The 26,754-nt window shown below is 31.1% G+C and carries 21 protein-coding genes; 16 read left to right on the plus strand and 5 right to left on the minus strand.

Going from position 1 to position 26,754, the window contains the following annotated elements; translation table 11 throughout:
- Positions 1-37 precede the first annotated feature (37 nt).
- Positions 38-937 (minus strand): EamA family transporter, encoded by a 900-nt coding sequence (locus H526_RS0101890; RefSeq protein ID WP_027391420.1) that lies wholly within the window; start codon positions 935-937, stop codon positions 38-40.
- Between the two features lie 330 nt (positions 938-1,267).
- On the opposite strand from H526_RS0101890, the gene H526_RS0101895 reads away from it, so the two are divergent.
- From H526_RS0101895 to H526_RS0101915, 5 genes are all read left to right on the plus strand, one after another.
- Positions 1,268-3,469 (plus strand): T9SS type A sorting domain-containing protein, encoded by a 2,202-nt coding sequence (locus tag H526_RS0101895; RefSeq protein WP_035084100.1) that lies wholly within the window; start codon positions 1,268-1,270, stop codon positions 3,467-3,469.
- A gap of 158 nt (positions 3,470-3,627) precedes the next feature.
- Complete coding sequence (locus tag H526_RS0101900) at positions 3,628-4,686, plus strand: helix-turn-helix domain-containing protein (RefSeq protein WP_027391422.1); 1,059 nt, start codon at positions 3,628-3,630, stop codon at positions 4,684-4,686.
- A 116-nt stretch (positions 4,687-4,802) separates the two neighbouring features.
- Positions 4,803-5,216: a nuclear transport factor 2 family protein gene (locus H526_RS0101905; protein WP_027391423.1), complete on the plus strand. Its 414-nt coding sequence runs from the start codon at positions 4,803-4,805 to the stop codon at positions 5,214-5,216.
- Between the two features lie 159 nt (positions 5,217-5,375).
- Positions 5,376-5,948: a TetR/AcrR family transcriptional regulator gene (locus H526_RS0101910; RefSeq protein ID WP_027391424.1), complete on the plus strand. Its 573-nt coding sequence runs from the start codon at positions 5,376-5,378 to the stop codon at positions 5,946-5,948.
- A 104-nt stretch (positions 5,949-6,052) separates the two neighbouring features.
- On the plus strand, positions 6,053-7,195 hold the full coding sequence (locus H526_RS0101915) for an MBL fold metallo-hydrolase (protein WP_027391425.1): 1,143 nt from the start codon (positions 6,053-6,055) through the stop codon (positions 7,193-7,195).
- Between the two features lie 16 nt (positions 7,196-7,211).
- Here the strand turns inward: H526_RS0101915 and H526_RS0101920 are convergent, their stop codons facing one another.
- Entirely contained in the window at positions 7,212-7,823 is a 612-nt protein-coding gene (locus tag H526_RS0101920) for a DEAD/DEAH box helicase (RefSeq protein WP_027391426.1), read from the minus strand.
- 298 nt (positions 7,824-8,121) lie between these two features.
- On the opposite strand from H526_RS0101920, the gene H526_RS0101925 reads away from it, so the two are divergent.
- The 5 genes from H526_RS0101925 (at position 8,122) to H526_RS0101945 (ending at position 13,473) form a co-directional block, all read left to right on the plus strand.
- On the plus strand, positions 8,122-8,976 hold the full coding sequence (locus H526_RS0101925; protein WP_027391427.1) for a helix-turn-helix domain-containing protein: 855 nt from the start codon (positions 8,122-8,124) through the stop codon (positions 8,974-8,976).
- A gap of 102 nt (positions 8,977-9,078) precedes the next feature.
- Positions 9,079-9,414: a nuclear transport factor 2 family protein gene (locus H526_RS0101930; RefSeq protein WP_027391428.1), complete on the plus strand. Its 336-nt coding sequence runs from the start codon at positions 9,079-9,081 to the stop codon at positions 9,412-9,414.
- A gap of 20 nt (positions 9,415-9,434) precedes the next feature.
- Complete coding sequence (locus H526_RS0101935) at positions 9,435-10,286, plus strand: enoyl-CoA hydratase/isomerase family protein (RefSeq protein ID WP_027391429.1); 852 nt, start codon at positions 9,435-9,437, stop codon at positions 10,284-10,286.
- A gap of 185 nt (positions 10,287-10,471) precedes the next feature.
- Positions 10,472-11,314, plus strand: a complete 843-nt coding sequence (locus tag H526_RS0101940) for a 2OG-Fe(II) oxygenase (protein WP_245591173.1) — start codon at positions 10,472-10,474, stop codon at positions 11,312-11,314.
- Positions 11,315-11,547: 233 nt separating this feature from the next.
- On the plus strand, positions 11,548-13,473 hold the full coding sequence (locus H526_RS0101945; RefSeq protein ID WP_027391431.1) for a hypothetical protein: 1,926 nt from the start codon (positions 11,548-11,550) through the stop codon (positions 13,471-13,473).
- Between the two features lie 161 nt (positions 13,474-13,634).
- On the opposite strand, the gene H526_RS30550 is transcribed toward H526_RS0101945, so the two are convergent.
- Positions 13,635-15,203, minus strand: a complete 1,569-nt coding sequence (locus H526_RS30550; protein ID WP_051335928.1) for a lytic polysaccharide monooxygenase — start codon at positions 15,201-15,203, stop codon at positions 13,635-13,637.
- Positions 15,204-15,900: 697 nt separating this feature from the next.
- Between H526_RS30550 and H526_RS0101955 the strand changes: the two genes are divergently transcribed.
- The 3 genes from H526_RS0101955 (at position 15,901) to H526_RS0101965 (ending at position 18,980) form a co-directional block, all read left to right on the plus strand.
- Positions 15,901-16,926, plus strand: coding sequence for a sensor histidine kinase (locus H526_RS0101955; protein ID WP_027391432.1), 1,026 nt, complete (start codon positions 15,901-15,903; stop codon positions 16,924-16,926).
- A gap of 14 nt (positions 16,927-16,940) precedes the next feature.
- A complete protein-coding gene (locus tag H526_RS0101960) occupies positions 16,941-17,699 on the plus strand; it encodes a LytR/AlgR family response regulator transcription factor (RefSeq protein ID WP_027391433.1) in 759 nt (252 codons plus the stop codon).
- Positions 17,700-17,813: 114 nt separating this feature from the next.
- Positions 17,814-18,980 carry an aspartyl protease family protein gene (locus tag H526_RS0101965; RefSeq protein ID WP_027391434.1) on the plus strand — a complete coding sequence of 389 codons (1,167 nt, stop codon included), beginning with the start codon at positions 17,814-17,816 and terminating at the stop codon, positions 18,978-18,980.
- Positions 18,981-19,142: 162 nt separating this feature from the next.
- Here the strand turns inward: H526_RS0101965 and H526_RS0101970 are convergent, their stop codons facing one another.
- Complete coding sequence (locus H526_RS0101970) at positions 19,143-19,838, minus strand: LytR/AlgR family response regulator transcription factor (protein ID WP_027391435.1); 696 nt, start codon at positions 19,836-19,838, stop codon at positions 19,143-19,145.
- Position 19,839: 1 nt separating this feature from the next.
- Positions 19,840-20,835, minus strand: a complete 996-nt coding sequence (locus H526_RS28080; protein ID WP_035084110.1) for a sensor histidine kinase — start codon at positions 20,833-20,835, stop codon at positions 19,840-19,842.
- Between the two features lie 176 nt (positions 20,836-21,011).
- Between H526_RS28080 and H526_RS0101980 the strand changes: the two genes are divergently transcribed.
- From H526_RS0101980 to H526_RS0101990, 3 genes are all read left to right on the plus strand, one after another.
- The gene (locus H526_RS0101980) at positions 21,012-22,253 is read left to right on the plus strand and encodes a serine hydrolase domain-containing protein (RefSeq protein WP_027391436.1); all 1,242 of its coding nucleotides are present in this window, start codon (positions 21,012-21,014) and stop codon (positions 22,251-22,253) included.
- Positions 22,254-22,316: 63 nt separating this feature from the next.
- Positions 22,317-24,302 carry a serine hydrolase gene (locus H526_RS0101985; protein ID WP_027391437.1) on the plus strand — a complete coding sequence of 662 codons (1,986 nt, stop codon included), beginning with the start codon at positions 22,317-22,319 and terminating at the stop codon, positions 24,300-24,302.
- Between the two features lie 107 nt (positions 24,303-24,409).
- Positions 24,410-26,713, plus strand: a complete 2,304-nt coding sequence (locus H526_RS0101990; protein ID WP_027391438.1) for a S41 family peptidase — start codon at positions 24,410-24,412, stop codon at positions 26,711-26,713.
- Positions 26,714-26,754: the final 41 nt, after the last annotated feature.

The raw sequence follows: 26,754 nt of genomic DNA on the forward strand, positions 1-26,754 counted from the left end.
AATTGGTATTGGTTGATGACTAAAGGTAGGTCTAATTTTATGAATACAAAATTAAAAATACACCAATCATAATACCGAATAAAGGGATTAGTTTTTTTCTCTTATTTTTTTCTTTAAAGACAATACCGCCAATAACAACAGCGATTAGTATTTGGCTTCTTTTTATAGCGGATAATAACATGATCAACGCCTCTGGATCTTGTAATGCTTTAAAATAAAAATAATCTGCTGCTTGTAGCAATATTCCAACAGCTACAATAGTCCATCGAAAAGTGAATTTCTTTCGTTTTTCTGAATTATTAAACCAAGTAAAGGATAAAATTACCAATAAAATTATAACAGTATAAAAACAAAACCAAAACTGTAAAGTTTGAGGTGTTAGTATTAAATCCTGAATTAAAAATTTATCATACAAACCACTAGAAGCTCCTAGAAATGTAGCACCAATAATGGCAAAAATCCATTTATTTCGTTTAAAATTAATCCCTTCCTTTTTACCTATTTTAGAATATAAGATTACTGAAAATATAATTAGAAAGAAACCAATCCATTGCAAGAAATTTGGGCGCTCTTGATAAATTAGAATGGCTCCTATGAAAGTAAAAAAAGGTCCAGCAGAACGTATTGGAGTAACGATGGTGATAGGTAGGTGTTTTAAAGCTTGATATGCCAGAATCCAGGAAGAAGCCATAATCATGGATTTTATAAAAATAAAACCATGGGTTTGCCAAGGAATGCTATTAATATAAAAGCCTATCTGTTTCGTGAAATTTGGATAAAACTGTGAACCAATAAAAAAAGGTAATAACACTAAAAAACCAGATCCAATGGTACCAAGAAGCACTGGAAAAACCTCATTTCCTTGTACTGCGTGTTTTTTACATAAGTTGTGTAAACCTAAAAATAGTGCCGCTAATAAACCTAAATACATCCACATGCCGCGAATATAAGTTATTAGTAAATTTATGAATAATTAGGTTTATATATTTCAAATTCCTTTGATTAATACTAAGAATTATTTCCTTTCATTTTTATTCTTTTTTCGATAAAATCGAAAAATACCATTAAACGACAATCGTTAAAATAACTGTAGGAATTATACTTCTGTTATTTTTTATATAACATAATTATGAATATTGTATTTTTTTAAGAATTATTTTGATATTTATTTAATTTAATGAATATATTTGCGGCATCAAACCAATTTATTATTCACGCATAATACTTTTTAACTATTTAACACAAATCAATTAATTAAAACCTTACAATGAAAACTCAACTAAGCTTTACAAAAAGAACGTTATGGCTATTAGTCATAACAATTATGACTACTATTGCACTACAAGCACAGCAAGTCATTAATGCTACATTACAAAATGACGGTAGAACCAGACAATATCGTTTGTATATTCCTGCGAGCTATGATGCCAATCAACCTGCTCCTTTAATTTTAAATTTCCATGGTTTTACTAATAACATTGATACTCAGTACAATCAAAGTGATTTTAGACAATTAGCCGAGGATAATCAATTCATTTTTGTCACTCCTCAAGGTTTAGGAGGCTTTTTCTCTGGATGGGCTATTAATAATAACTTTGGTGGTAATGAGGATGATTTAGGATTCTCAGATGCCTTGATTGATGTAATTCAGCAAGATTATAATATCAATGAAAAGCGAATTTATGCTACAGGATTCTCCAATGGAGGATTTTTTAGTTACAGACTTGCTTGCGAATTAAGTCCTAGGATCGCAGCTGTTGCTTCGGTTGCAGGAAGTATGACTAGAAGCTGGATTACCAATAATCAATGTCAACCACAACATCCAACTGCAGTATTACAAATTACGGGAACGAATGATAATGTAATTTCTATAAATGGTAACGGAACGAATGAACCAATACAGGATGTTATGGAATATTGGTCTGCAGTTAATAATGGAGATAGTACACCAGATGTGATTCAATTAGGAGGAGGATCTACTCGTTCTATCTGGGATAACGGTGATAATGGGGTAACGGCAGAATTTATTAGAGTCCAAGGAAAAGGACATAGCTGGAACGGTGGAAACGTAAATACATCTCAAGAAATTTGGGATTTCTTTTCTAGATTTGATATTGATGGAGCAATTGATGGTACGCCACCACCTCCGCCTAATGATACCTGTTCTGGTGATGTAACTTCTTTTCCGTTCAACGAAAGTTTTGAAAGTAATTTTGGCGAGTGGAGTAATGCTACTTCTGGAGATGATATCAACTTTACTAGAAATTCAGGAGGAACTCCTTCAAATCAAACGGGGCCAAGTAGTGCTACTGATGGAAGTACTTATATCTACGTAGAAGCCTCTGGTAATGGTACAGGTTTTCCTAATAAAAGAGCAATACTAAATTCACCTTGTTTGAACTTTACTAATGTAGATTCTCCAACCCTTAATTTTGAATATCATATGTTTGGTAGTCAAATTAATAGCTTAACAGTAGAAGCAAGAACAAACAATACTGGAAATTGGTTACCAATATTTAGTAGATCAGGAGATCAAGGTAATATATGGAACGAAACAAGTATAGATCTAACGAGTTATGCAGGTAATCCAAGTGTACAATTACGTTTTAATGTATTGACAGGAACTGGCGCTAGTGGATGGCAAAGTGATATTGCTATTGATGCTGTAAGTATCCAAAATGGTACAGGAAATCCAAATCCAACCTGTGATAGTATTGACTTTAATGACTTTGCAATCACCTCTTTTTCTAACCAAGATAGTGCAGGAAATTTCGCTATACAGAATGGAGGAGGAGCTTTATCATTAACTAACAATACTTGGAAATATATTGGTCTTAATTATACCGTTACTGCAAATACAGTAATCGAATTTGATTTTAGCAGCGCATCGCAAGGAGAGATTCATGCAGTAGGTTTTGAAGATAATAATTCACTAACATCCTCACGTTATTTTAAGGTACACGGTACTCAAAACTATGGAGTAACGAATTTTGATAATTATTCTTCTGGTACAACTACTTATGTAATTCCTGTTGGGAATTTTTATACCGGAGCTATGGATAGATTGGTGTTTATCAATGATAATGATGCAGGATCAGGAAATAATTCTATCTTCTCTAACGTAAAAATATATGAAGGGTCTTGTAACGGTTTATCTGCAACAGAAGTAATTGCTAATTTAGATGATAAAAGACCAATTATGGGAACTGATAAAGAAGGTATCGAAGCAATAAAAATGTCTCCGAATCCAACATCTGATCAGTTCTCTCTTCAGTTAAGTTCTCAAAGTACCGAAGATGCTATTGTGCATATATATAATACATTGGGGCAGAAAAAGTATGAAGCTTTATTAACCCCAGGAATCAATAATTTCTCTGCGCGTAGTTTGTCGCTTAGTTCTGGAGTTTATATTGTAAAAATTAAATCAAAGGGTAGCGAAGAGATTACTCAAAAATTAATTGTTAGATAATTCATAACAAACTATCAAACTAATAATTTACAAAAGATGCTTCAGTAATTAATACTGAAGCATCTTTTCTTTTTATACTTTGTGAAATTTTTGAGTAAGTAAGATTGTTAATAATCTGAAATAACATTTCTTATATTTGTTATACTAACAGTCATCATTTGGAATTCAGTAAAAATTTATTGTTTTTTTTTAGTGCTTTAGGAGCCTTTAACGGACTCTTTCTTAGTCTTTATTTTGGGTTTCTAGTTAAGAATAGGAGCAGAGCCACTCTTTTTTTAGCAGCTCTTTTATTTGTAATAAGTGTTCGTGTTACTAAATCAGTTTTCTTAACGTTTTATCCAGGTACATCTTCTGTATTCGTTAGTATAGGTTTAACAGCCTGTTTTTTAATTGGCCCATTTTTATATCTATATACCAAAATTGCTATAAACCCTCACAAAGTTCATAAATGGAATTGGTTATTTCATATTGTTCTGATACTTATATTTATGATTATCATTAGTATTGAATATCCCTATAGAGAATACAAACACTTGTGGTGGCTTAGTCCACCAAGAATATTTGGTTCCCTTTTATTTATCCAATGGACAACCTATACAATCGCAGCTATATATCAATCTAGGAATAGGTTTAGGAAACTTTGGAGTAAAACAGAGAAGATTACTACGCTAGATTTTTGGATCATTAATATCGTTACAGGTGGTTTTATTATTTGGTTAGCATATAATACCACAACATATACTTCTTATATTGTTGGAGCACTGTCATTTTCATTTACCTTTTACATTACTTTGGTTATTTGGATTATAAAACGAAGAAATAGTACACTTACGTTTCTTACACCTATAGTAAAATATGCTAATAAAAAGATAGACCAGGAAAAGGCATCTTCTATTGCCGATAGATTAAATATCTTGTTTGAAAAAGATGAAATACATCGTGACCCTAATCTAAAGTTATCTGATGTTGCTAGTAAGCTAGATATAAAACCGCACGAACTATCTCAGTACCTTAATGATAATCTTGGCTTAAGTTTTTCTAATTATATAAACAACTATCGCATAAAAATTGCTACAGAACTAATTCAAACAAATACACTACTTACTTTAGAAGCAATTGGTAATGAATGCGGTTTTAAATCGAACTCTACTTTTTATACCGCTTTTAAAAAACAAGAAGGAATGACACCATCTCAGTTTAAAAAATCGTGTAAATGATATGTGTATTTTTCTGCGGAATTATAAATCCGTAGAACATCAACTCGTTTTGTATAATGATTTTTGAAGTTTTCAAATAGATTAGCATACTAAATCAATCTTTTAAAAATCGAACAATGAAAAAATTATTGCTATTATCTGTATGTTTAATTAGTTTTTACATAACCTCTGGGCAATCAGACAAAGATCAAATCACTGAAACTCTTCTACATTATATAGAAGGAACCGCAAATGGAGCACCAGAAAGAATAAAAAAAGCCTTTCATAAAGATTTAAATTTATATTCAATATCTAATGATACTTTGAGTATTAGATCTGGTAAGAAGTATATTAGTTATTTTAAAGAAGGTCAAAAACGGGAAAGAGTTGGTAAGATAGTTTCAATAGATGTTGTAAATGATGCAGCTATTGCAAAAGTAGAAATCGATGTACCAACTAGAAAAAGGCTATATACCGATTATATGATGTTACTAAAGGTAAAGGGTACTTGGAAAATTATCCATAAATCATATACTCATATTAATTACTAAGCAGGCCTTAGTCATGTAACTGTATCTCTATAGTTTGATGGTTGTTTTGTTTTATGTCTCCAAGTATATTATTATATAAATACGATCCAATTATTAATTAAATCAAATCTATAAGGTAATAATCGAATATATATTCGATTATTACCTTATATTTGCATTGTGAGAGTAAAAGATGAGCATAAACGAGAGGCAATTATAGCACACACCTTGGATATTGTTTCCGAAAAGGGATTTGCTGGTATAAAAATGTCTACGTTGGCTAACAGAATTGGTATTTCGGTCTCCACATTGTATGTCTATTATAAAAACAAAGATGATCTTATAGTATCCATAGCAAGCGAGTTAATAACTAATATTACTAAAAATAGTGTTCAAGATATTACAGAGGATGTACCTTTTAAACTTAGAATGAAAGCTGTTTGGTTATACTGGATTAATTTTAGTATAAATCACAGTAAAGAGATGAATTTTATAACACAAGTAAAAAAGTCGCCGTACTATGAAAAAATTCCAACGGCAATAATAGAAACCAAAAACAGAATTGGAACGAATTTATTTGAGTTAGGTAAGAAAGAAGGACTTATTAGGGATATTGATAATGAAGTTTTGGAAGCTACAATTGGAGCACTGTTATATGAAACTGTTAACCTAATTATAAATAAGAAAATACAGTTAAATAAAAAGGACACGGATATGATGTTTTCCTTTGTTTGGAATGCTATAAAAAGTTAATTTTTTTTGTTCATAAAAGAATATTTATTCGATTATAAAGAATCTTTTACATACTTAAAAATTAAATATCCAGCTAATGAAAGATAAGAATCTTAAAACAACTAATGAAAAATAATTTTTTTAAATATTTAAAACGAATGATTGCAGGTATAGGAATTCTTGTTGGCATAGTGCTACTAATAGCTATTTTGTTTATTAATTTAAGTCCTGAGTTTGGAGGTAAGGCAACAGATGAGCAACGAGATTCATATACTTCTTCAAAAAATTATAAGGATGGAAAATTTATAAACACTAATGAGGTAAAGCTAGATATGAGTCTAAGTGATATGGGTAAGAGTCTTATTGGATATTTAAAATCTCAACCGAATACAGTACCCAATGATAATTTACCTATTAAAGAAGTGGATTCTTTGGATATTGTAGAGTTTAAAAAAGAGTCGAGTCTTATTTGGTTTGGCCATTCGTCATTTTTGTTACAGGTTAATCATAAAAACATATTGATAGATCCTATGCTTGGAAATGTACCAGCACCACATCCTATGTTAGGAGGAAAACGTTTTAGTAAAAGCCTTCCGATAGAAATAGAAAAAATGCCTAAAATAGATGCTGTTCTTATTTCTCACGATCATTATGATCATTTAGATTATGGTTCTATTCAGAAACTAAAAGATAAAGTAACTATGTTTTACACACCATTAGGAGTTGGGGCTCATCTACAAAAATGGGGAATAGAAAAGGAACGAATTATAGAATTAGATTGGTGGGAAGAAATTATGTATGAAGAAATAAAATTCATATGTACACCTGCACAACATTTTTCTGGGAGGGGCCTAACTGATAGAGCAAAAACATTGTGGAGTTCTTGGATAATTCAATCGGATAAAGAAAATATCTTTTTTAGTGGTGATAGTGGATATGCGGATCATTTTAAAAAGATAGGTGAGAAGTATGGCCCATTCGATTTTGCTATGATAGAATGTGGTCAGTACAACGAAATGTGGCCAGATATACATATGTTCCCAGAAGAGACTGCACAAGCGGGATTAGATGTTAGGGCAAAAGTAATAATGCCAATTCATTGGGGTGGTTTTAAGTTGGCAATGCATACTTGGAAAGATCCTATAGAACGAGTTAGTAAGAAATCTAAAGAATTGAATATCAGTATTATTACTCCAATGATTGGAGAATCAATTTTTCTAAAAGAAAACAACAATCTGAAAAAATCTTGGTGGGAAAATATTGAGTAAATACTATAATTGAGTGTTATACAGATATTTTTTTAGAATACTCCATAAAACTATTTTCAAAACGCTTTAGTTTAGGATCAAGCTTTTCTGAATATAAGACGAATTGACATTTTTTAATACCACGAGTAATAGAAAGGAGTGCAGTATACGCTGCATTTTCAGTCAAAAAACCTGCATCATCAACACTAAATATTTTTAATTGCGAAACACTTAATCCGTTAGCTAATAGCAACTTATTTAGTGTTACGGGTGTCGAAATAAGGATATCAAGTCCTTCGAATATTTCTGATTTTTGAAGATCAATATGTAATTCCTCGTGACTTAAATATACTCGTAAAGAGTTATGCTTGGTATATTTTAAGAACAAATCATACAATTCTGTGGCTTTTTCTTTGTTTTTTACAAGCACGATTGCTCTAGGTGCATTACCAACAGCAGTACATTTTAGTTTATGTAAAATAGTAAGAATAAGTGTAGTCGTTTTACCTATATCCGTTGGACCACTGCAAAATACATTAGCGCCACTTTTTATTACAGGAATAGCTTTAGTTTGAAAAGGTGTCGGCAAAGTTATATCTAAGTCCGAGAGCTTTTCCTGTATATCAGCGTGTAATTTTTTAAAAGGCATAGAATTATAAGAGATATCTTTTTAATATAATTTCTCGACAAATATACTACCAACAAATCGAATAAATTAATATTATTACCTGAACTGTGGACTGGTTTCCAAATAGCTATAACTGAGAATTTACAATAAAGATAGTGTAGATGCTAAAATCCTCGTTTTTTACTAAAATCACAAGTGTTTTTACTAATTAGAGCTTTTTTATCTAACTATATTTGTTTTACAAAATGAGTAAAACGCTAATTTCGAAATGTTTGATTTTTAAATTAGTTGTAATGCAAAAATTATAGTTAGTAAAATAATGCCTAGAACTATATTCCAAAATATTGTAATTCAAAAATTTGAGGAAGCAACATCTTTAGCTTTTTGTAAATACACTCCCATACGTTTTTTCGAAATTCTACATATAGAAAAGGGTGCAGGAACTATTGTTATCAATAATCACAAAGTTAAGTATAGTGATAATCAACTATTCATCTTAATACCTAGTGATCAATATAATTTAGAAATTGAAACCCCGACAACAGTTTCTGCTGTAAAATTTCTAAATAGTTTTTTTAGTAGCTCTAGCTTAGAAGAAAATGAATTACAACGAAAAGAGTGGTTTAGAAGAATAGAAATAATTTTACATAGTGCAGATAGAACATCTAATTTAAGGCTAAAGTTCAATACTGATCAATATAGTTTAAACTCTTTGTTTTCAGTATTGTGCAATGAATATAATGATGAGAATTTAAAAAATGAAGTCGTACTAAAATCAACGATGCATACTATTTTACATATTATTTCTAGAAATGTAAATTTTATATCTTCAAAAATGTCTAGTTCTAAAATTCAGGACATTATTAATTATATCCATAGTAATATTCATGATTCTGAAAAACTAACAAAAAAGGAATTAGCAAATCAATTTCATATTTCAGAAAATTACATTAGTCAATATTTTAAAAATAAAATGAATATTGGTTTAAAGAAATACATTCTTAATTACAAATTGAAATTAGCAGAAACTCGCTTAAAATATACAGATTTAACAGTTACAGAAATTTCTCAAGAATTGGGTTTTACTGATAGCAGTCACTTAGATAAAACCTTTCTATCTTATAAAGGAATAACGGCAAAAAAATATAAAGCTAGTTTGAGTACTACCCTATAATTATAGATTCCTCATTTTTTACTAAATCATCTTTTTTTCTTACTAAATCTAGGCTCTAGACTCAGCGTAAATTTGAATTATAATTCATAAACAATAGTTATAATGAAAAATTCACAAGAAGTATTTGAGAGCCATATGAGGGCTGTTGACACATTAGAACCTTCTAAAGTAGCTGAAGATTATACGGATGATGCAATCTTCATTACGCCGGAAAAAACGTATAAAGGAAAACAAGCAATTTTCGATTTTTATAAAGAGTTCCTTCCAAATTTTGATGGTTTTAAGTTTAAAATTATCAAACAAGAAGTCCACGATAATGTAGTGTATTTCGTTTGGAACGGAAAAAACACACATCTAGATATACAACTTGCTACAGACACTTATATCATCGATAATGGAAAAATAAAGCAACACACATTTGCCGCAATTAATAATTAACACTTTTAAATATACACACAATGGACTACAAAAATTTTCAAACATTCACAGCAGAACAAAAAGGTGGAATTTTAACAGTAGATATCAACTTTGGACCTGTAAACGTACAAGGACAAGAAATGTTAGCGGACTTAAGCAGTTTATGTCTTCGTTTAGAACGAGATAGAAGTGTAAAAGTAGTTGTTTTTCAATCTTCTAATCCAGGATATTGGGTATGTCACTATGATACAAATCTCCTAAGGGATATGTCTGAAGAAGCTGTACCAAGAAACGAAGTAAAACTACTTGATTTACAATCAGTATTAGAGCGATTAAGTAATGTGCCACAAGCTACTATAGCAAAAATAGAAGGTTTTGCACGTGGCGGTGGTCACGAGATGGCATTAGCTTTAGATATGCGTTTTGCAGCACGTGGCAAAGCAAAATTTATGCAAATGGAAGTAGGTATGGGGATTTTACCATGTGGTGGTGGAGCATCTCGTATGGCAAGACAAGCAGGATTGGGTAAAGCACTAGAAATTATTTTAGGAGCAAGAGATTGGGATGCAGACGAGGCAGAAAAATTTGGTACAATCAATAAGGCTTTAGATGCAGATGAAATAGGAGCTTATGTAGATGCATTAGCAGAACGTATTTCTAAATTTCCAGCTGAATCTATCGAAGCTTGTAAAAGAGCTGTTTATGCTTCTATCGATTTACCTATCGCTGAAGCATTACATGAAGAAGCCTATCAATTGTTTCAAGCAACTAGCAAAACACCAGCAATAAAGCGATTTACAATTGCAGATGAAAATGGAGCACAATTTGACCACGATAATCAAAAGAACTGGGAAAATATGTTAATTGATTTACAGGAAATCCAAAGAGATTAAGAATTGATTTTATTCAATAATTACAATGGATGCTCAAAAATACCGGGCATCCATTATAAAAAAATAGTATTAAAATGAAAAAAAATAATGCACTCGCACAGGCTCGTGCGCTCACTCTACCATCTCGTGAAGCATCGTTAAAACGTGAAGTATCTGTTTCTCAATTTTGGAACAGCAACCGAAAATTGCTCGAAAATGCATGGGCAGAATGGGAAATCGAAAATAAAGATCATTTACTTATTCCGGATGAAACATTACTCGACCCAAGCTTGCTACAAGCTATTAATGACGCGTGGGAAAACCCAGAAAAAGAAAATGTTGTTGCCGACTTATGGAAAGAAATTATTCCAGGTGTTTATTCTGCGCAATTTTTTAATCTTGATCGTTTAACAGAATTCCGTGATTATCTAGAAGCAGTGATAAATTCACAAATTCCTAAACGTCCACCATATGGTATCCAATTAAATCGTTATGGAATTATGCTTGACCCACGCTCCGAAGGACATCTCGCTGCACCTAATTTTCAGGCATTTTACAATGATATAATGAACCGTTATATGCGTCCGATTGCTCGTTTGTTATTAGGTACTTATGGTTATGATAGCCAAACATTTGGTTTTTCCATTCAATACAACCCTGATAAAGATAAAGATTTGCATGCGCATACTGATGCTTCAGCTGCTACTTTGAATATCAATATTAACTTAGCTGATGAAGAATTTACAGGTTCACAAGTTGATTTTCATGATAAAACTACTGGAAAAATTGTACAGACTATTTTTGAACCGGGTAAAGCAATAATCCATCGTGGTGATGTCCCACACGCTACACACCCTATTACCAGTGGACAACGCAGCAATTTGGTTGTTTGGTTATATGGAGATCATATGCAGATCCCTAGAGGTAATACAAGCAGTTATGGTAATTCTGATAATTCGATATCTAAATTTGATGAACCAAAAAATATAACAGCTCATCAACGTTGGAGTATACCGGACGCACCCAAAGATACTTTTGCGCCATTTTAAAAAGTCTAGTTAATATCTACTTGTATCAAGCGCTATATTAAATTATCAAGTTATCGCAGAAAGGTATAGGAGTGAAGTGGAAGTATATCAAAAAAGGTTATTTTTTCTCGTAGTTTTCGTTTTTCTAGAACCATTTAGTTTTTCATTAGTTCACCTTATTGTTTGCTTTATTATTATTTAGAAATTAATAACTAACTTGCTAGTAACTAATAAACTAATTAACTACCTAAACGATGAAAAGTTTTTTAATAGCTTCTCTCGTCCTTTTTGTATTATACGGATGTGAGCAAAAACAAAAAGCCCCAGACTCAACGCCAACAACGGATACTTTCGTCAAAATGACTAAAGCCGATAGTATTGTTAGCAGAACATTCCCAGACCCTGATAGTCCTGATCCAAAAGTCATGCGGGTGTATGAAAAATTAAACTTTGGCAATGGATATAATAGCTCTACAGGACAAGAGTATTTCGGTGTTTTTGATTTTGATGGTATTGTTAAGGGAGCGGAAATATCGGCAGGAGCCAGAGGAAACACAGGACAAATTACGGTAGATCGTGTTAGCACACAAGAAGACTTAAAAGAATCATTAGATATATCTGCAAAGGCAGAGTTGGATTTTACCTTAGGTAATTGGAGCTCTCAAAATGAGCTTAAGGTCAATGTGCTTAATGAAACAGAGTTTAGTAGTTTTTCTGATCATTTATTAATTAAGGCAGAATATGTAAATGAACCACTGGTCTTGATCCAACCGAAAATAAAACCAGCTCTCATAGAATTGGCAAAAAATGATCCAGAAGCTTTTATACGCACCTGCGGTGATATGTTTGTTAGCAGAATTTATACGGGAGGTGAGTTATTTACCTTATATACTATGCATACTCGTAATACTAGAGAAAAGGAAAAAGTTGATGTGTTTTTTAAAACTACAAATCAATACCTAGGCGTAAAAGTCAATGGAGAAATTAATGTGGAAAAGGTTAAAGAAAAACAAGAAAGTACAAAAAGTATTAATACTACAATTATTTCTAGAGGTGGTGGTCCAACACCTCGTGATCTAAATATAGAATCATTTTTAGAATATGCTGCACAATTTAAAGAAGATGTAAGTGCAGACAAGCGCGCGGTTATTTTATATGTAGAAATGAGTCCATATGAAAGTATTGCAGGTTTTCCTGATATTGATTTTAGCCAAATTAGAGTTGTACAGCGAAAGGTTTTAGAAGATGCGGGACATCTACTAGCATTAGTTAAAGAAGCTAAAGGTAATATAGAATTTGTAAGAAATAATCCGGATTTGTTTTCCGAAGAGGATATCAATCAGTGTGATATTGAGGAAGATTTAGCTTCAAATTATGAATCATTATTACAAAGAATGATAAGAGATTGTCGAGAAGATCCAAATTCCTGCTATATAGACGATTTATCCATTTTTAGGGACTACGAAGGATTTAAACCTGACATCGAACTTCCTGAATGGGACGGAGAGACAACACCTCTACCATTGGCTACAGATCAAGGTTGGACAACCGTTTTTTCAAATACTCAAAATGATGCACTTATTTTGTCAATTCAGGGTGATATGGAAATAAAGAGAAATGATAAAACTACAGAAATAGATTGCAGGCAACCCACCCATAAAATAGATAAACGTTTGGTTTCTTATTATAACGAAAATGACACTTTCTGGAAATTTTTATTTGGTGGAGCGCATTATGTACCAGTTTATGAAGAATATACATATCCCTATTACCAAGTACAATATGTGAGTAAAGAAACAAACAAAATAATACAAACATTAAACTATAATGGACCGCTGAAGCCTATTAATGATGTAGAAATCAGAATACGATTAGTTAACCCAAACACGCGGTTATTATTTAAAAAAGGCAATAAATATGTTGCTGTAAGTCCAGATATTATAAATAAAATAGGTTACAAAGCTTCTTCTTTTTATAAAACTATCCGTTCTTGTCAGATGGCACTTCCAGTTTCTGCAGTTATTGCGGATGAAAATACAAAACCTAGAAAAGAAAAAAGAACTCCCAAAATGATGAGTTCAAATATGCAAACAGTAGATAGAAATATTAACCGTCCTGCAGTAAAATTAATAGATGGCGTCTATCAATATGATTATTCTGAATATTGGAAAAATAACTAATATTAAAGGTTCTTGTAAAGTTAAAAAGTATGATTTTTATATTAATAGAGTAACATCCATAAGAATAAATAAAGGCAGCAATACTAAATTGCTGCCTTTATAAGTATATAAAATGCTGTAATGAACATTAAGAACCTTACAGTAGGATTCTAATTTAACCCTTACTCATTTACAATAACTTTGGTCATTGATTTCTCTCCCATTTCAGATTCTAAAGTAATTATATATAAGCCATTAGGAAGATTACTTACATCAATAGTGTAAGTAGATTCATTGTTTATACGATGCGACTTCAATACTGTACCTGTTGGACTTAATAATTTTATGATAGCTCCATTAAGCTTAGAAGTTCCTGAAATATTTATCACTGAATTCGAAGGATTTGGAAATGCGGTAAGCCCTAATTCATCAAAAGAAGTTACCGATAACGTAGTTGCACAAGAGGGTTCGTTCGGTGTTAAACTAAAATATATTGTAAATCCTTCAGTTTTAGAAACCATCACAAAATTACCATTATCAACTGTTACAAAATACGAACCATCTAATCTTGCTATTCCACTATTAGTAAAGGTAACTTCTGGATTGTCATCAGCAAAAGTCTGTGGCATTTGTACAAAAGATGTATAAGTACTTGTAGTTTGATAATCAAAATTATATAGTCCTTGGTTGTTTAAATCCCAGTTGATGAAAAACTTATAAATATCACTAAAATCAGGTCCATTATCACCAATCACATATACATAATTATAGGTTTCATTTAAGGAAGGTAAGGCTGCTGCTCTTGGAGTATCAAAAGGACAAACAGTTTCTTCACATTCTGGATCTACTGTTAAACTAATTGTTTCCGTAGCTCCACTACTAAACATTCCATCACTAACAGTTAAAGTAACTGTAGCACTGTTTAAATTCGAATATGTATGAGAAACTTCAAGACCTTCTGCAGTGGTTCCATCTCCAAAATCCCAAGAATAGGTCAATTGATCTCCATTAGGATCATAAGAATCTGCTGCACTGAAAGTAACATCAGAGCCACCACATCTTCCATTATCACTTGTAAAAAGAGCTACGGGCGGTAAAGGTTCTGTTGTTGCTCCAAAATCAATATCACTTGTAGAGTAAAATGCCTCAGCGGTAAGTGATCGTTGCCAGATACTGTAAAGGACGTGTTTACCTGTTCTTTGCGGTAATATAACATCTATATCATCAACAGATGCCGCTGGTCTTGGATCTGTTTCTACAAGGAGTTCTAGACTATCCCAAGTTAGTGGCTTATCTGGTGTCCAATCTGCCTTTGTTATATACACTCGGTAGTATAAGGTTTCATGAGGAGCAGTGTTGGTCCAGGTTACAGTAAGAGGGCCTGGAGTAACAGGTGTTGCTACCCAATCATTTCTTACTTGATCTAATCCGCCATATTTGTCCGGACGTCCGGCACTGGCAAGATTTCCATCCATAATGATATCCATATGCATTCCGCCGGCATCCATTCTGGCAACTTCGTTCCAATCGTATAAAGCTTGTGTACCCCAACCAATTACAGCATCTTGGCAAGCAGGAGAATCTGGGCTTTCAGGACCTTCTTGAAAACAAGCCCAAACACGACTCGGTGGACTGGTTACTGTCCCATGCGGAGAGACAGGTTGTACAAAAGTTAATACTAGGCAGAGACAAAGCCAAGTTTGCCAATGCTTTCTTTTTACATGTAGGTTTTTTAGAGTATTTCTATTCATGACGAGTTAATTTGTGTTACACGATGATATTGTAGTATTACAATAATCATAATGTCTTCGTAACTTAAATTTTAAGAATTTATTGTGAATAGGTTTTGGATGAATCGAAATAGAAGGTTATGATTTCATACGCCTAGTATATTATATAAAGTAAAAACCACTTTAATTTACGATACTATCATGGACATTGACTTTTTTTTGAAAGCTCTTTAATAAAGTTACTGTTTTATTTAATGATATATAAAACGAAAAAAATGTAGATGTTATAAATTATTTTATAAAAACAATCGAATACAATAAATAGTTACAGTGTACTAATTATTTTCAGGAATAAGGGGTGTTTTTAGATTTTAGTTTATGGAATAGGAGAGTAGGGGAACTCACTTTAGCGAATAATGATTTCAATTAAATAACAGAAAATAACGAATGCTTTATATGAAATCGATCTTATTAAAATACCATTTAAAATGGATTTTATCCTATTTGATCTTTTTTCATTTTTTTAGATTTTCATTTTCAGATAATATTGCAAGAATATATCAATAACTCACAAGGCTCTCATTAATGGTTTTAGATAGAGGTATAAATAATTAGGTCTTTTCATGGCTAAAATTATTGGAAGAGTTAGAAAAGAAAACAATCATTTAAAGATCGAAAGTATATTAATTTTTTATCTTACTAGTCATTAAAACCTTTGATGAACTCTATTAAATTTAACAAAACAGATTATCAGCTTTTGGCAGTCTACTTTTTAGTCTACTGGGTTTGGAATGGTTTTCATCATTTTTATGATACAAATACATTTTCTTTTACAGAATATTTTATTAGTATTCCAATAAGGATCATTCAGATGATTGTATTGTTATGGTTTATTAAGTGGGTCATAGAAACTTTCCTAATTAAGTATAAAAGTTACGTAGGTTTATTTGGAATTGGTATATCTGGTTTGTCTGCTATTGGCTTTTTTTTCTTCTTGTTAAACAAATACTACATTCCTTTTGGTTACATAAAGTGGGAAGAGTTGCCTTCTATTGGTAAGACTATTCTTTTTAATGTTGAAGATTCTATTATTAATGTTTCTATTCCTTTAGTGTTAGTATTCGGAAAAAAATATTATAACTATCGAGAAGATCAACTCAATCGAATTAACTTACAAAAAGAGCTTGAGCTAAAAGTGTTACGTGCGCAATATGATCCACATTTTTTATATAATAACCTCAATACTATTGATGCTCTAGTAGATTATTCTTCTAAAGAAACTATTAAAAAATATATTTCGAATTTAGCAGCATTATATCGCTATCTTATTCATAAAAAAGATGAAGAAGTTGTTTTACTTAATGAAGAATTATCTCTTATAAATAAGTATTTTTTTTTAATAGAAACTCGCTTTGAAGGTGATTATAGTTTTGAAGTTTTTAGAAATGCTTCTAATAAAAATAAATATATACTAAATGGTGCTTTATTGACGTCTATTGAAAATATAATAAAACATAATACTGCGGATAATAAAATCATAATTAGAACACAAATTCATATCGAAAAGGATAAAATTAGAATTGAGAACAACAAATCTAATGCGATCAACATAAAAGAATCTTTAGGTACTGGTTTAGAAAACTTAAGAAAACGCCACGAGTTATTAGGAGATAGAACCATAGAAATAATAGAGGATAAACAAAAGTTTATTTTAGAAATACCTTTACTTAATTTAATAGATTAATACGGCATATTATAATGACTATTTTAATTATAGAAGATGAAAAACCCGCTTATAAAAAGCTATTAAGTTATTTAGTAAATTATTTAGGTGATAACTTTATGCATACTCATGTTCGTTCTGTAAATGAAGGTATTGAAGCGTTAACAAACTCAAATACTTTTGATCTAATTTTTGCTGATATTAAAATATTAAAAGGAACTTCATTTGATATTTTTAGTCAAGTGACTTTTTCGACACCTATTATTTTTTGTACAGCCTATAATGAACATTTATTCAAAGCTTTTCAAACAAATGGGATTGCTTATGTTTTAAAACCATATTCTCAAGAAGAGTTAAATGAAGCAATTAAAAAGTTTGAAACACTTTTTAATACAAAACCTTATAATAAAGACATTTTTAATGACTTTAAGTTATTATTAGAAAGTAAGGAGAATGTATACAAAAAGCGATTTGTTGTAAAGAAGAAAGACGATATAAAACTTATTGATGTTGAGACGATATGTTTTATCGAAGTGTTTGGGGATTTGTGTAAACTATACGACACTAAGGGCATGTTTCATACCATTTCGAAGAATCTAGGAACAGTATACAATGAATTAAACCCCAATCAATTCTTTAAAATTAACCGAAGTCAAATTGTGAATATTAATTTTATAGAAAGTATTTCGCCTCACAGTAAAAATAGACTGTACCTAAAAATCAGTAATATAAAAGATTTAGCGGTCACAAGTACATCTACAACTAAAGCATTTAGGATATGGTTAGAAAACTAATAATTAATCGTCATTTTATCCCTTTTCATTCTATCATTATATAGCTTCACCTTTTTTCTGTTTTTTCGCGCTCAGTAATGCTGCAATTTAGTATCACAACTAAAATGTACATCAATGAAAACGTATTTTACAATCACTTTAATTTTATTTCCTTTAATAATTTTTGGACAAGACAAACCCATTGATCAAATTTCATTTACAATAAATGATAGCGGACTTATAATTATATCATTAAAAATAAATAAAGTGATGGTTTCTGATTTTGTAATGGATACTGGTGCTTCAGTCACAGTTATTGATAATAGTGTCGTTAACCAATTAGGATTACCATTACAAGATCAACCTACTCAAATCACTGGGGCATCAGCCGTTAATAATGATATAAGAAAGACACAAAAGCAGCGAGTGTCATTAAGTAACAATATTGTACTAAAAAATTTAGAAATGTATGTATCAGATTTATCTCGTTTGGCCGATATTAAAGGGATCATAGGATATGATATCTTCAAAAATTATGTTACTGAAACGAACTTCGACACAAAAACAATTTATTTTTATAAACGAAAAGGGAAACCTGACACTAAAGGTTATAAATCGATTCCTTTTACTGAAGCATTTTGCACACCTGAAATAGATATTTCCGTTTTACTTTCTAATAATGAATCATTGTCTGGCAAAGTGCTTTTCGATACAGGTAATGTGGCATCACCATTTATATTTAACGAGCCGTTTACAAGTAAGTTGAATATGGTATCGAAATTTGAAAAACTCATTATTAAAGAATCTCAAGGGATTAATTCCAAAGATAAAACTAAACAAGGTATTGTTAAAAATATTAAAATTGACAATTATACTTTTTCAGAAATACCAGTATCTCTTTCAAAATCAAAAAAGGGAATGTTATCTAAAGAAGCTTATATGGGCATCTTAGGATTAGAATTCATAAGTAAATTTAATTTTATATTAAACTATAAAAAAAAGAAAATCTATTTAAAGCCAAATAAATCATTTAAGGATAGTTTCGATTTTCCATTGAGTGGTATTATTCTGAAATCAAAAAGAAAATCTATATTTATTAAATCCATTTATCAACCTAGTATGGCCTATGATAAAGGTTTAAGAGCTGGTCAGCAACTAATTTCTATTGACGGTATTAAGGAAAAAGACAAACAATTTTACCAAAAAGCGTTACGCAGTGAAGACAAAGTGGTGTCCATAACTGTGCAATTAGAAGATGGCACATTAAAGACAGTACAAATTTTATTGAAACGATTGATTTGATTTTAGAAGCTATAGGAGATGTATGTTTATTAGTTCTGTATTTTCTTTAAAAGTTTACTAATTAAATACCAAAGAATACCTTTTATTAAAACGAGAATGTATTTAGCCGATTAGAAATGTAGGAGGGAAGCATTCTATGATGTGAAAAGGGAATTAGCTATTTCATGATTTCGCTAAAACTTCTAATTTTTCAAATACAATAACCTTATACATAGCGCTTACAGGCACTTTTTTATCTTCAATTAATAAATTGGTTTTAGTAGCTTTTGAAACTCTGTTTAAATTAGCAATGTATGATTTATGGGTGCGTTGAAAATCTGTAGATAATAAAGTAGTGATATTAATGAGTGTCTCTGAAATAAGATACATTCTAGAATCAGTAAAGATTTTCAAATAATTTCCAAAACTCTGAATGTATAAAATTGATGTAAATGAAATATTAACCGGTACACCATCATGTTTTATTTGAAGTTCTTTATTTGGACTATTCTTTTTAGGGGCTGTTATTTTCGATGCCGAAACTTTATTTATAGCTTTTAAAAAGCGTTCAAGCTTTATGGGTTTCAGTAAATAATCTACAACGCCATAATTATAACTTTCTAACGCATACTCCGAATAAGCTGTGGTAAGAATCACTTTAGGTGGTTTTAATAGAGAACGCAAAATTTCCATCCCAGTAAGTTCAGGCATTTTTATATCAAGAAAAATAAGATCAACGTGATTTTGTTGAATGAAATTAATAAATTCAAGAGGATTTCCAGTATTAACTACAATATCAAAATTCTCAATTTTAGAGCAGTACTCTTCTAGTACATTACGTGCTAATAATTCATCATCAACAATACCTATTTTTATCATATTACACCGTTAGATTAATAGTTAAATTTACATGATAATCATTTGCGTTATCAATAATATCCAATGTGTGAGCATTAGCGTACAATAAACCCAAACGTCTTCTTACATTTTCAAGCCCTAGGCCATTTCTATTTGATATTGGAATCATAGTAGGCTTTGAATTAACCACATTAAAATGTAGCGTAGTGTTTTTTATAGTAACAGAAATATCAATTTTACTCCGTTCATTGGTGCTTTGTGCACCGTGTTTAATAGCATTTTCAACAAAAGGGATCAATAACATTGGTGAAATTTTTAATCCAGAAAGATCACCTTCAATCAAAAACTCAATAGTACATCGTTTACTCAGCCTTTTTTCTTCAAGCAATAGATAATTTTCTATAAACTCAATTTCTTCTTTTAATAAAACCGCTTCTTTTTTAGAACTTTCTAATTGGTAACGCATTAATTCAGAAAGCTGCATGACAAGATCAGGAGTTTCTAGAGATTGTTGTCTAGAAAGTGAATAAATACTATTTAATGAGTTAAATAAGAAATGAGGATTCACCTGCTCTTTTAAATAAATGAGTTCCATTTCTTTTTGCAATTTTTCTTTCTCAGCATTTTCTCTTTGGATGATCATATTTCTTCTTAAAAAAAAAGCAGCCATACCAGTACCTGTCGTATAAAAATGGAATAAAAAAGTTTTAGTAACACCAGGCCAGCTATTGTTAGCAAAAGCTTCTACATAGGCAATAAAAAATATACTCCCAATAACTAAGAGTACGTATATAATATATCTTTTCTTATCAAAAAAGTAAGGAATAAGAATAAAATGATTTATCCAAATAGCTGCCATAATATTAATGGCATATTTAAGTGCCCATAAAAAAAAAGAAAAAGTCGAATCATATCGATCTATGATCATCCATCCACTTAGTAATTCAAGGATGAGCACCAATACAAAAGCTCCTATGTTAAGGAGTATTGTACGCTGTAAGGACTTTTTTTTAATCATAAACTCATTTAAAAGCTAATAAAGATAGTATCTATAAATGTTAATCATCTTAATTTCTTTATAAAACGGGTATATCAATGACGAAATGGTTTTGTCATTTAATTGTTGTGCTGATCCTTTTAAGCGATTAAAGCAGAGATTTTGATATAGATTTATTGAACATTTATAAATAATTTATGAAAAACAGTATTCTAATTCTCTTAACTATAGTTTTTTTTATCGCTTGTAAAGACGAGGAAAAAAAACATGCTAATACTATAAATACAACAATTCCAAAATATGAAACGTATAATTATGTTGGATTTACAAAAGAAGAAATTTATGGATTCCATAAACGTATTTATGAAGGAGGCAATTGGACAGAATATGGCGATCTGGAACGATATTATTATTTAAACTTCTCCGAAATAAAAGAACACTCGCGGATACTTAGGTCAGATGTACCAAAAATACTAGAAGAAACACCAAGAGATGATGTAAAAAATTTTATTACACCAACAGATTTGAAAAAAGGCAGTGGGCTATCATTAAATGACTATGTACAGCAAGTAGAAGTGAATGGGTTAATTATAATTCATAAGGGCAACATCGTCTTTGAAGGTTATCCGAGAATGTTCCCAACTGATCTACATATTAATATGATAATAACTCAAGTTTTTGTGAGTACTTCAATAGCCATTTTAGAGGATAACCATTTAATCGATACTAACCAACCTATTGATTACTACTTTGATGCCTTTAAAGGTTCTGGTTGGGAAGGAGTTCCAGTAATAGATATTCTTTCTATGAGCTCCGGAATTGATCGTGTACCATTAGAGAACTATGAGGTAAGTTTTGATCCAATTAAAGATTTAGCTACTGCAAAAGCATCAAAACCTTCTGGAACAGAGTATCAATTTAGCAATGCCGATGCTATGGTATTAACATTACTGGTTGAAAAAATTAGTGGTCTTACCTTTCGCGATTTTGTAGAACAGGAAATATGGAAAAAGATAGGAGCAGAATCTAGTGCCCTTTTAGGAATCAATAAAAATGGAACCTCTATTTCATATGCGGATGGTATGTCTACAACACTTAGAGATCTTGCTAGGTTTGGTCTTGCTTTTACTCCTAGTGGTAGAAAGAGCACAAACCCAATGATTTCTGATGCGCACTTATTTAAAATCCGAGATGTTAATAAAAACCTCAATAAGTCAAAGGATCCAGAAGAAAAGAAATATAGTAGTTATCAATGGGGTGCAGTGTATGAGGATGGTGATTTTTATAAAGGTGCCCATGGAGGTCAAGGTCTTTATGTATCTCCTTCTAAAGATTTGGTTATTGCATTTTACGGAACATCAAATACTGATCGCCAAAGGAATCAACTGGATGTCATTTCGCGACAGCTTTCCAAATCCGGACTGTTTGATCTTGAATAAAACAACATATAAGAGATAGTGTGTCAGTTATTTAAGCTTTAGTTAATTATTAGAAGAATAAACATGAATACAGCGAAGTTATTAATATTATTATGTATCATTTCGATACAAGTCATTGTTGCGCAAGAAAATAATGCAAATGGAAATTCAGAAATAGTGAAAGGATCACCCTTAGTATCACCACAAATACAAGTAATACCAATAAAAGACTCTAAAAATAACAGACAATATGAGCTTTATATAGAATTGCCTGAAGATTATTCTGAGAACACTAATAAGACCTATCCTGTCCTTTATTATACAGATGCTGTGTGGCATCGCGAAATACTATCTGCTTGCCAAGAATATATTCTTGAAGATGTAATTCTAGTTGGGATTTCTTGGCAATTAGACATAAACTCAGCCCTAAAAAAAGAGAGAGGAGCGCATGTGAGTAGGTTTCGTGATTACTCGATAAGCAAACACAGCAATCCAGAAATTCAAGCAAAATACCAAATGGGTCAAGCCAAAACACATTTAGGCTTTATTCGCGATAATGTCATTAAATATGTCGAAAATACCTATCGTTCTGACCCCAATAGTCGTACGTATTTTGGGTATTCACTGAGTGGTGAATTTGGTGCATATATACTAATGACTCAACCTGATACCTTTAACAATTACATTATTGGTAGTCCAACGATTAAAGATGAAGTTGATTATTTATCTGAACTTAATACTGAATTTGGACCTTTTGAGACGTCAAATAGAAACTCGAGTCTGAATGCTAATGTTTTTATTTCATATGGTTCCTTAGAAAAAGAGATAGAACCCATCGACACATTTGTTAAATTATTAAAGGATAGAAGAGATGGCGGTTTGGCCGTATTAAAAGAAGTGATTGATGGTACTCATGGAACTGCATTCCCTACAACAGCAATTCGCAGCGCCACTTGGTTGTCATCAATAATAAATCCTATTTCAAGTGATAATTATGACGTCTCATTCTGGGATATGGCGCATCTCAATAATGCATTTGTTACTACAACTCCAGAAGATAGAAAAGACGGGATATTAGTGGACACATTAGCTGTGAATACTAAGGATCGAAACGCAATTCTTACACTTTCTCAGGAGATTTTTGAAAGCATACATGGAAGCTATGACGCAGTCTTGGTTTCTCACAAAAACAAATTAGTTTTTGAATCTTATTATAAAAAAGGACGTATTAACGTGCCTCATGGACAAGCATCAGCAGTAAAAGCGTATACTAGTTTAGTTCTAGGAAGAGCGATTCAAATGGGATACCTATCCATGGAAGATTTAAACAAACCTTTGATTAGTTTTCTAAAAGATATTAATCCTAAAAAAATCACTAAAGGAGCCGAAAAAATTACACTTCATAAAGCATTGACTATGCATGGAGGATTAGCTATAGATAACGATACTTGGAAAGATATTGAGAAGGATTCCATACGATTAAAAGGTCAAGGATTGGTTCAGACGCTTCTGGAGCAAACCAAACCAATAACGTCAGAATCTCAGACATATTTGTATGGTAATTTTAACCCAATGCTAGTCATGACTGTTATTGATGCAGTCGTCCCTGGAACCGCTGAGAATTTTATTAAAACTGAACTACTTGATAAACTTGGTATTACAAATTATAAATGGTCTAATTATATTAGTGGATTGCCAGAAGCAGGTTGGCGCGTAAGTATGATGTCGCGGGATATGATTAAATTGGGTAATTTGGTTCTTAATAAAGGGAAATTACATGGTGAACAGCTTATTTCTGCAGAATACCTTGCTACAGCCACTAGTGGTATTGTGAAACCTACAGAAGATTGGATGCCTAAAGACTATCGTTATGGATATTTTTGGTATCAAACACTCATAAAGGTAGGTGATAAAAGTTATGATGCCTCATTTGCTTGGGGTGGTGGAGGACAACGTGTAATAGTAATAGCAGCACTCGATCTAACCATCGTTATATCTGGCCATGATAGAGAAGACAAGATAATGACACCGATTACTGAAATTATTATCCCTGCATTTGATTCGAAATAAATATAATTACCATAATATTAATTATTTATGTTGATGAATATTAATATAAACTAAAAACATAGTTCAAACTATGTTTTTAGTTTATATTTGCATAAAACTCATCAATCATGAAAAAACGTCTATTTCTTTTCTTCTTAGTTTTAGTAGCACAGGTAGCAGCTCAATCTGATACGATTAAATATTTTAACCATTTAATTTTTCGAGAAACACCATATTCAAAAACAGAAGGTAGGATACCTATAACCCAAGACGAAAGTAAAAACACCAATCATTTTAAGTTAACTTATGATGCTTCAAACCGACTTATTCTTATTGAATATCTATATAAGAATAAGCTTATCGAACTAAATAGGAGTGGTATACTTGATGGCAAAAGAGCTTTAGCTCCCAAAACCAAAATTGAATACATCGGTAATGAAGAAATAAGAACATTTTTTAATTCAGATGGTGAATCCACAACCAACGGAATGGGAGTGTTTAAAGAAGTTTATGCCTATAACAAAGAAGGGAAGCGAGTAAGCTTAAAATTTTATGATAAAAATGATGCTCCTATTAATAATACTTGGAAAATATTTGAATACAAATGGAAACACATTAAAACGAATACCATATTAGAGACCAGAAAAGATATCAGTGGAGCTAATGTACCAATGCGTCCTTATTATAAGTTTTATAATGTAATATATAAATTCAATACTAATGGAATATTGTTAGCCATGAATAATGTAGATAAAAACCTAAATTTAATAAATGACGAAACAGGAATAGCTATAGATAAAGCTACATATGACGAGTATAATAATTTGGTTAGTTTCCAATTTTTTAATGCAGAAAATAAACCCGTTATCGGTTCGTTTTTAGGAACTGCAGGTGGATTTGCTACTTATGATAAAAAAGGAAATTGCTTAAAATATGCTTCTATTGATCTAGATGGGAATTATATGTTGGATAAAAGAAGTAATGATGCCTATTCAAGATATAAATTTGATACTACTGGTAATTTAATTGAGCGTAGTAGTTTTGACATAGATAGTAAAATACAAAAAAAACGAGGTGTAACCCGTGTAAAATATGTTTATAATCAAAATGATTCGGCAGCATTATTAAAAACAGAATATCATCATACTATACCTACTGCAAAGATTAAAGATTCGGTCTTTATAAATCTTGCTAGTACCATTGAAAGAGAAAAATTAGTAGCAGATTATAATCAACTATTAACAACCTTAAAACAGCATCCCACTCAATTTGAGTTTATAGATAAAGTGTCTTATACTAATTTAATAGATGTACAACGGGAAAAACTAAAAGACTCAATGACGATAAATGAATTCTATCAAGTAGTAGCTCCCATAGTTGCAAGTTTAGGATGTTTACATACGCGCATAGTTGATAATCGATTTTTTAGTGTACCATATAAATATTGGTTACCGTTGATCGTATGGTTTGAAGATGGTAAAATGTATGCTATAAATAATTGTATCGAAAATATAGCAATGAATGTTGGTTCCGAAATAGTAGAAATTAACGGAGTTGCTGCAAAAGATATATATAAGAGTTTAAAAACAACGATTTCTGCAGACGCTTTTAATGAGCACTTTTATAGAGGAGATTTAAACATCAATTTTTTATATTATTATCACAGTTACTTCGGTTTTAGTAGAACTTATAAGATAAAATTTAAACCTTACAATACCGAAAAAGAAATTACTACTACATTTTTTATTGATGAACCTGCGCCAGGTTATAAATCTAAAATAATAAATACACCTAGGTTAAGTTTAGATGTAAAAAAAGAACATAAGACTGCTATTATAAGAATTAAGAATTTTAGTTATTTTCCAAGAGGAAAACAAAATATTGATTTTTTCAAAGAGAAGATTGACGTTTATATGAAAAAAATCATAGAGGAAAATATAGAGAAAGTAGTTTTAGATTTAAGAGGAAATAGAGGAGGAAACCCTGCTTGCACGAATCACTTATTGTCATATATCACTAGTAAGGAAATAAACTTTTATGAAGATAATGAGTTAAATAAAAGAAGAAATAGACCTGCAATTGTAAAACCAAAAACAGATAATACCATAAGTAATAAAAATATTTTTGTCATAACCAATGGTCGTTCTGCATCTGCTACTGCTCAAATGTTAGCGGTTATAAAGCACAATAAGTTAGCGACTATACTAGGAGAAGAGACCGGAGGAACGTACAGTACACATCCCGGAAGAAGAGTAAAACCTTTAGAAAACACAAAACTAGTTTTACAAATCGGGACAGAAAGAGAATCAGTGAATGTGCCAAAACTACCACTTAATAAAGGAATAATTCCGGATAAAAAAATAGAAATGAAAATGGAAAATATTTTAAAGGATAATGATTTAGTATTAGATTATATTTTTAATCTTAAGTAATACAATAGATATATAAAACACTTATAGTTTATAGGTGTTTT

It is taken from the genome of Aquimarina latercula DSM 2041 (assembly GCF_000430645.1).
Taxonomy (GTDB): Bacteria; Bacteroidota; Bacteroidia; order Flavobacteriales; family Flavobacteriaceae; genus Aquimarina; species Aquimarina latercula.

Bases quoted from the DNA above. Each gene is read 5' to 3' on its own strand.
- H526_RS0101945 (WP_027391431.1), top strand. From the start codon at position 11,548: ATGAAAAGTTTTTTAATAGCTTCTCTCGTCCTTTTTGTATTATACGGA.
- H526_RS0101925 (WP_027391427.1), top strand. From the start codon at position 8,122: ATGCCTAGAACTATATTCCAAAATATTGTAATTCAAAAATTTGAGGAA.
- H526_RS0101955 (WP_027391432.1), top strand. From the start codon at position 15,901: ATGAACTCTATTAAATTTAACAAAACAGATTATCAGCTTTTGGCAGTC.
- H526_RS0101990 (WP_027391438.1), top strand. From the start codon at position 24,410: ATGAAAAAACGTCTATTTCTTTTCTTCTTAGTTTTAGTAGCACAGGTA.
- H526_RS0101930 (WP_027391428.1), top strand. From the start codon at position 9,079: ATGAAAAATTCACAAGAAGTATTTGAGAGCCATATGAGGGCTGTTGAC.
- H526_RS0101935 (WP_027391429.1), top strand. From the start codon at position 9,435: ATGGACTACAAAAATTTTCAAACATTCACAGCAGAACAAAAAGGTGGA.
- H526_RS28080 (WP_035084110.1), bottom strand. From the start codon at position 20,835: ATGATTAAAAAAAAGTCCTTACAGCGTACAATACTCCTTAACATAGGA.
- H526_RS0101890 (WP_027391420.1), bottom strand. From the start codon at position 937: ATGTGGATGTATTTAGGTTTATTAGCGGCACTATTTTTAGGTTTACAC.
- H526_RS0101985 (WP_027391437.1), top strand. From the start codon at position 22,317: ATGAATACAGCGAAGTTATTAATATTATTATGTATCATTTCGATACAA.
- H526_RS0101960 (WP_027391433.1), top strand. From the start codon at position 16,941: ATGACTATTTTAATTATAGAAGATGAAAAACCCGCTTATAAAAAGCTA.
- H526_RS0101970 (WP_027391435.1), bottom strand. From the start codon at position 19,838: ATGATAAAAATAGGTATTGTTGATGATGAATTATTAGCACGTAATGTA.
- H526_RS0101920 (WP_027391426.1), bottom strand. From the start codon at position 7,823: ATGCCTTTTAAAAAATTACACGCTGATATACAGGAAAAGCTCTCGGAC.
- H526_RS0101965 (WP_027391434.1), top strand. From the start codon at position 17,814: ATGAAAACGTATTTTACAATCACTTTAATTTTATTTCCTTTAATAATT.
- H526_RS30550 (WP_051335928.1), bottom strand. From the start codon at position 15,203: ATGAATAGAAATACTCTAAAAAACCTACATGTAAAAAGAAAGCATTGG.
- H526_RS0101905 (WP_027391423.1), top strand. From the start codon at position 4,803: ATGAAAAAATTATTGCTATTATCTGTATGTTTAATTAGTTTTTACATA.
- H526_RS0101980 (WP_027391436.1), top strand. From the start codon at position 21,012: ATGAAAAACAGTATTCTAATTCTCTTAACTATAGTTTTTTTTATCGCT.
- H526_RS0101895 (WP_035084100.1), top strand. From the start codon at position 1,268: ATGAAAACTCAACTAAGCTTTACAAAAAGAACGTTATGGCTATTAGTC.
- H526_RS0101915 (WP_027391425.1), top strand. From the start codon at position 6,053: ATGAAAAATAATTTTTTTAAATATTTAAAACGAATGATTGCAGGTATA.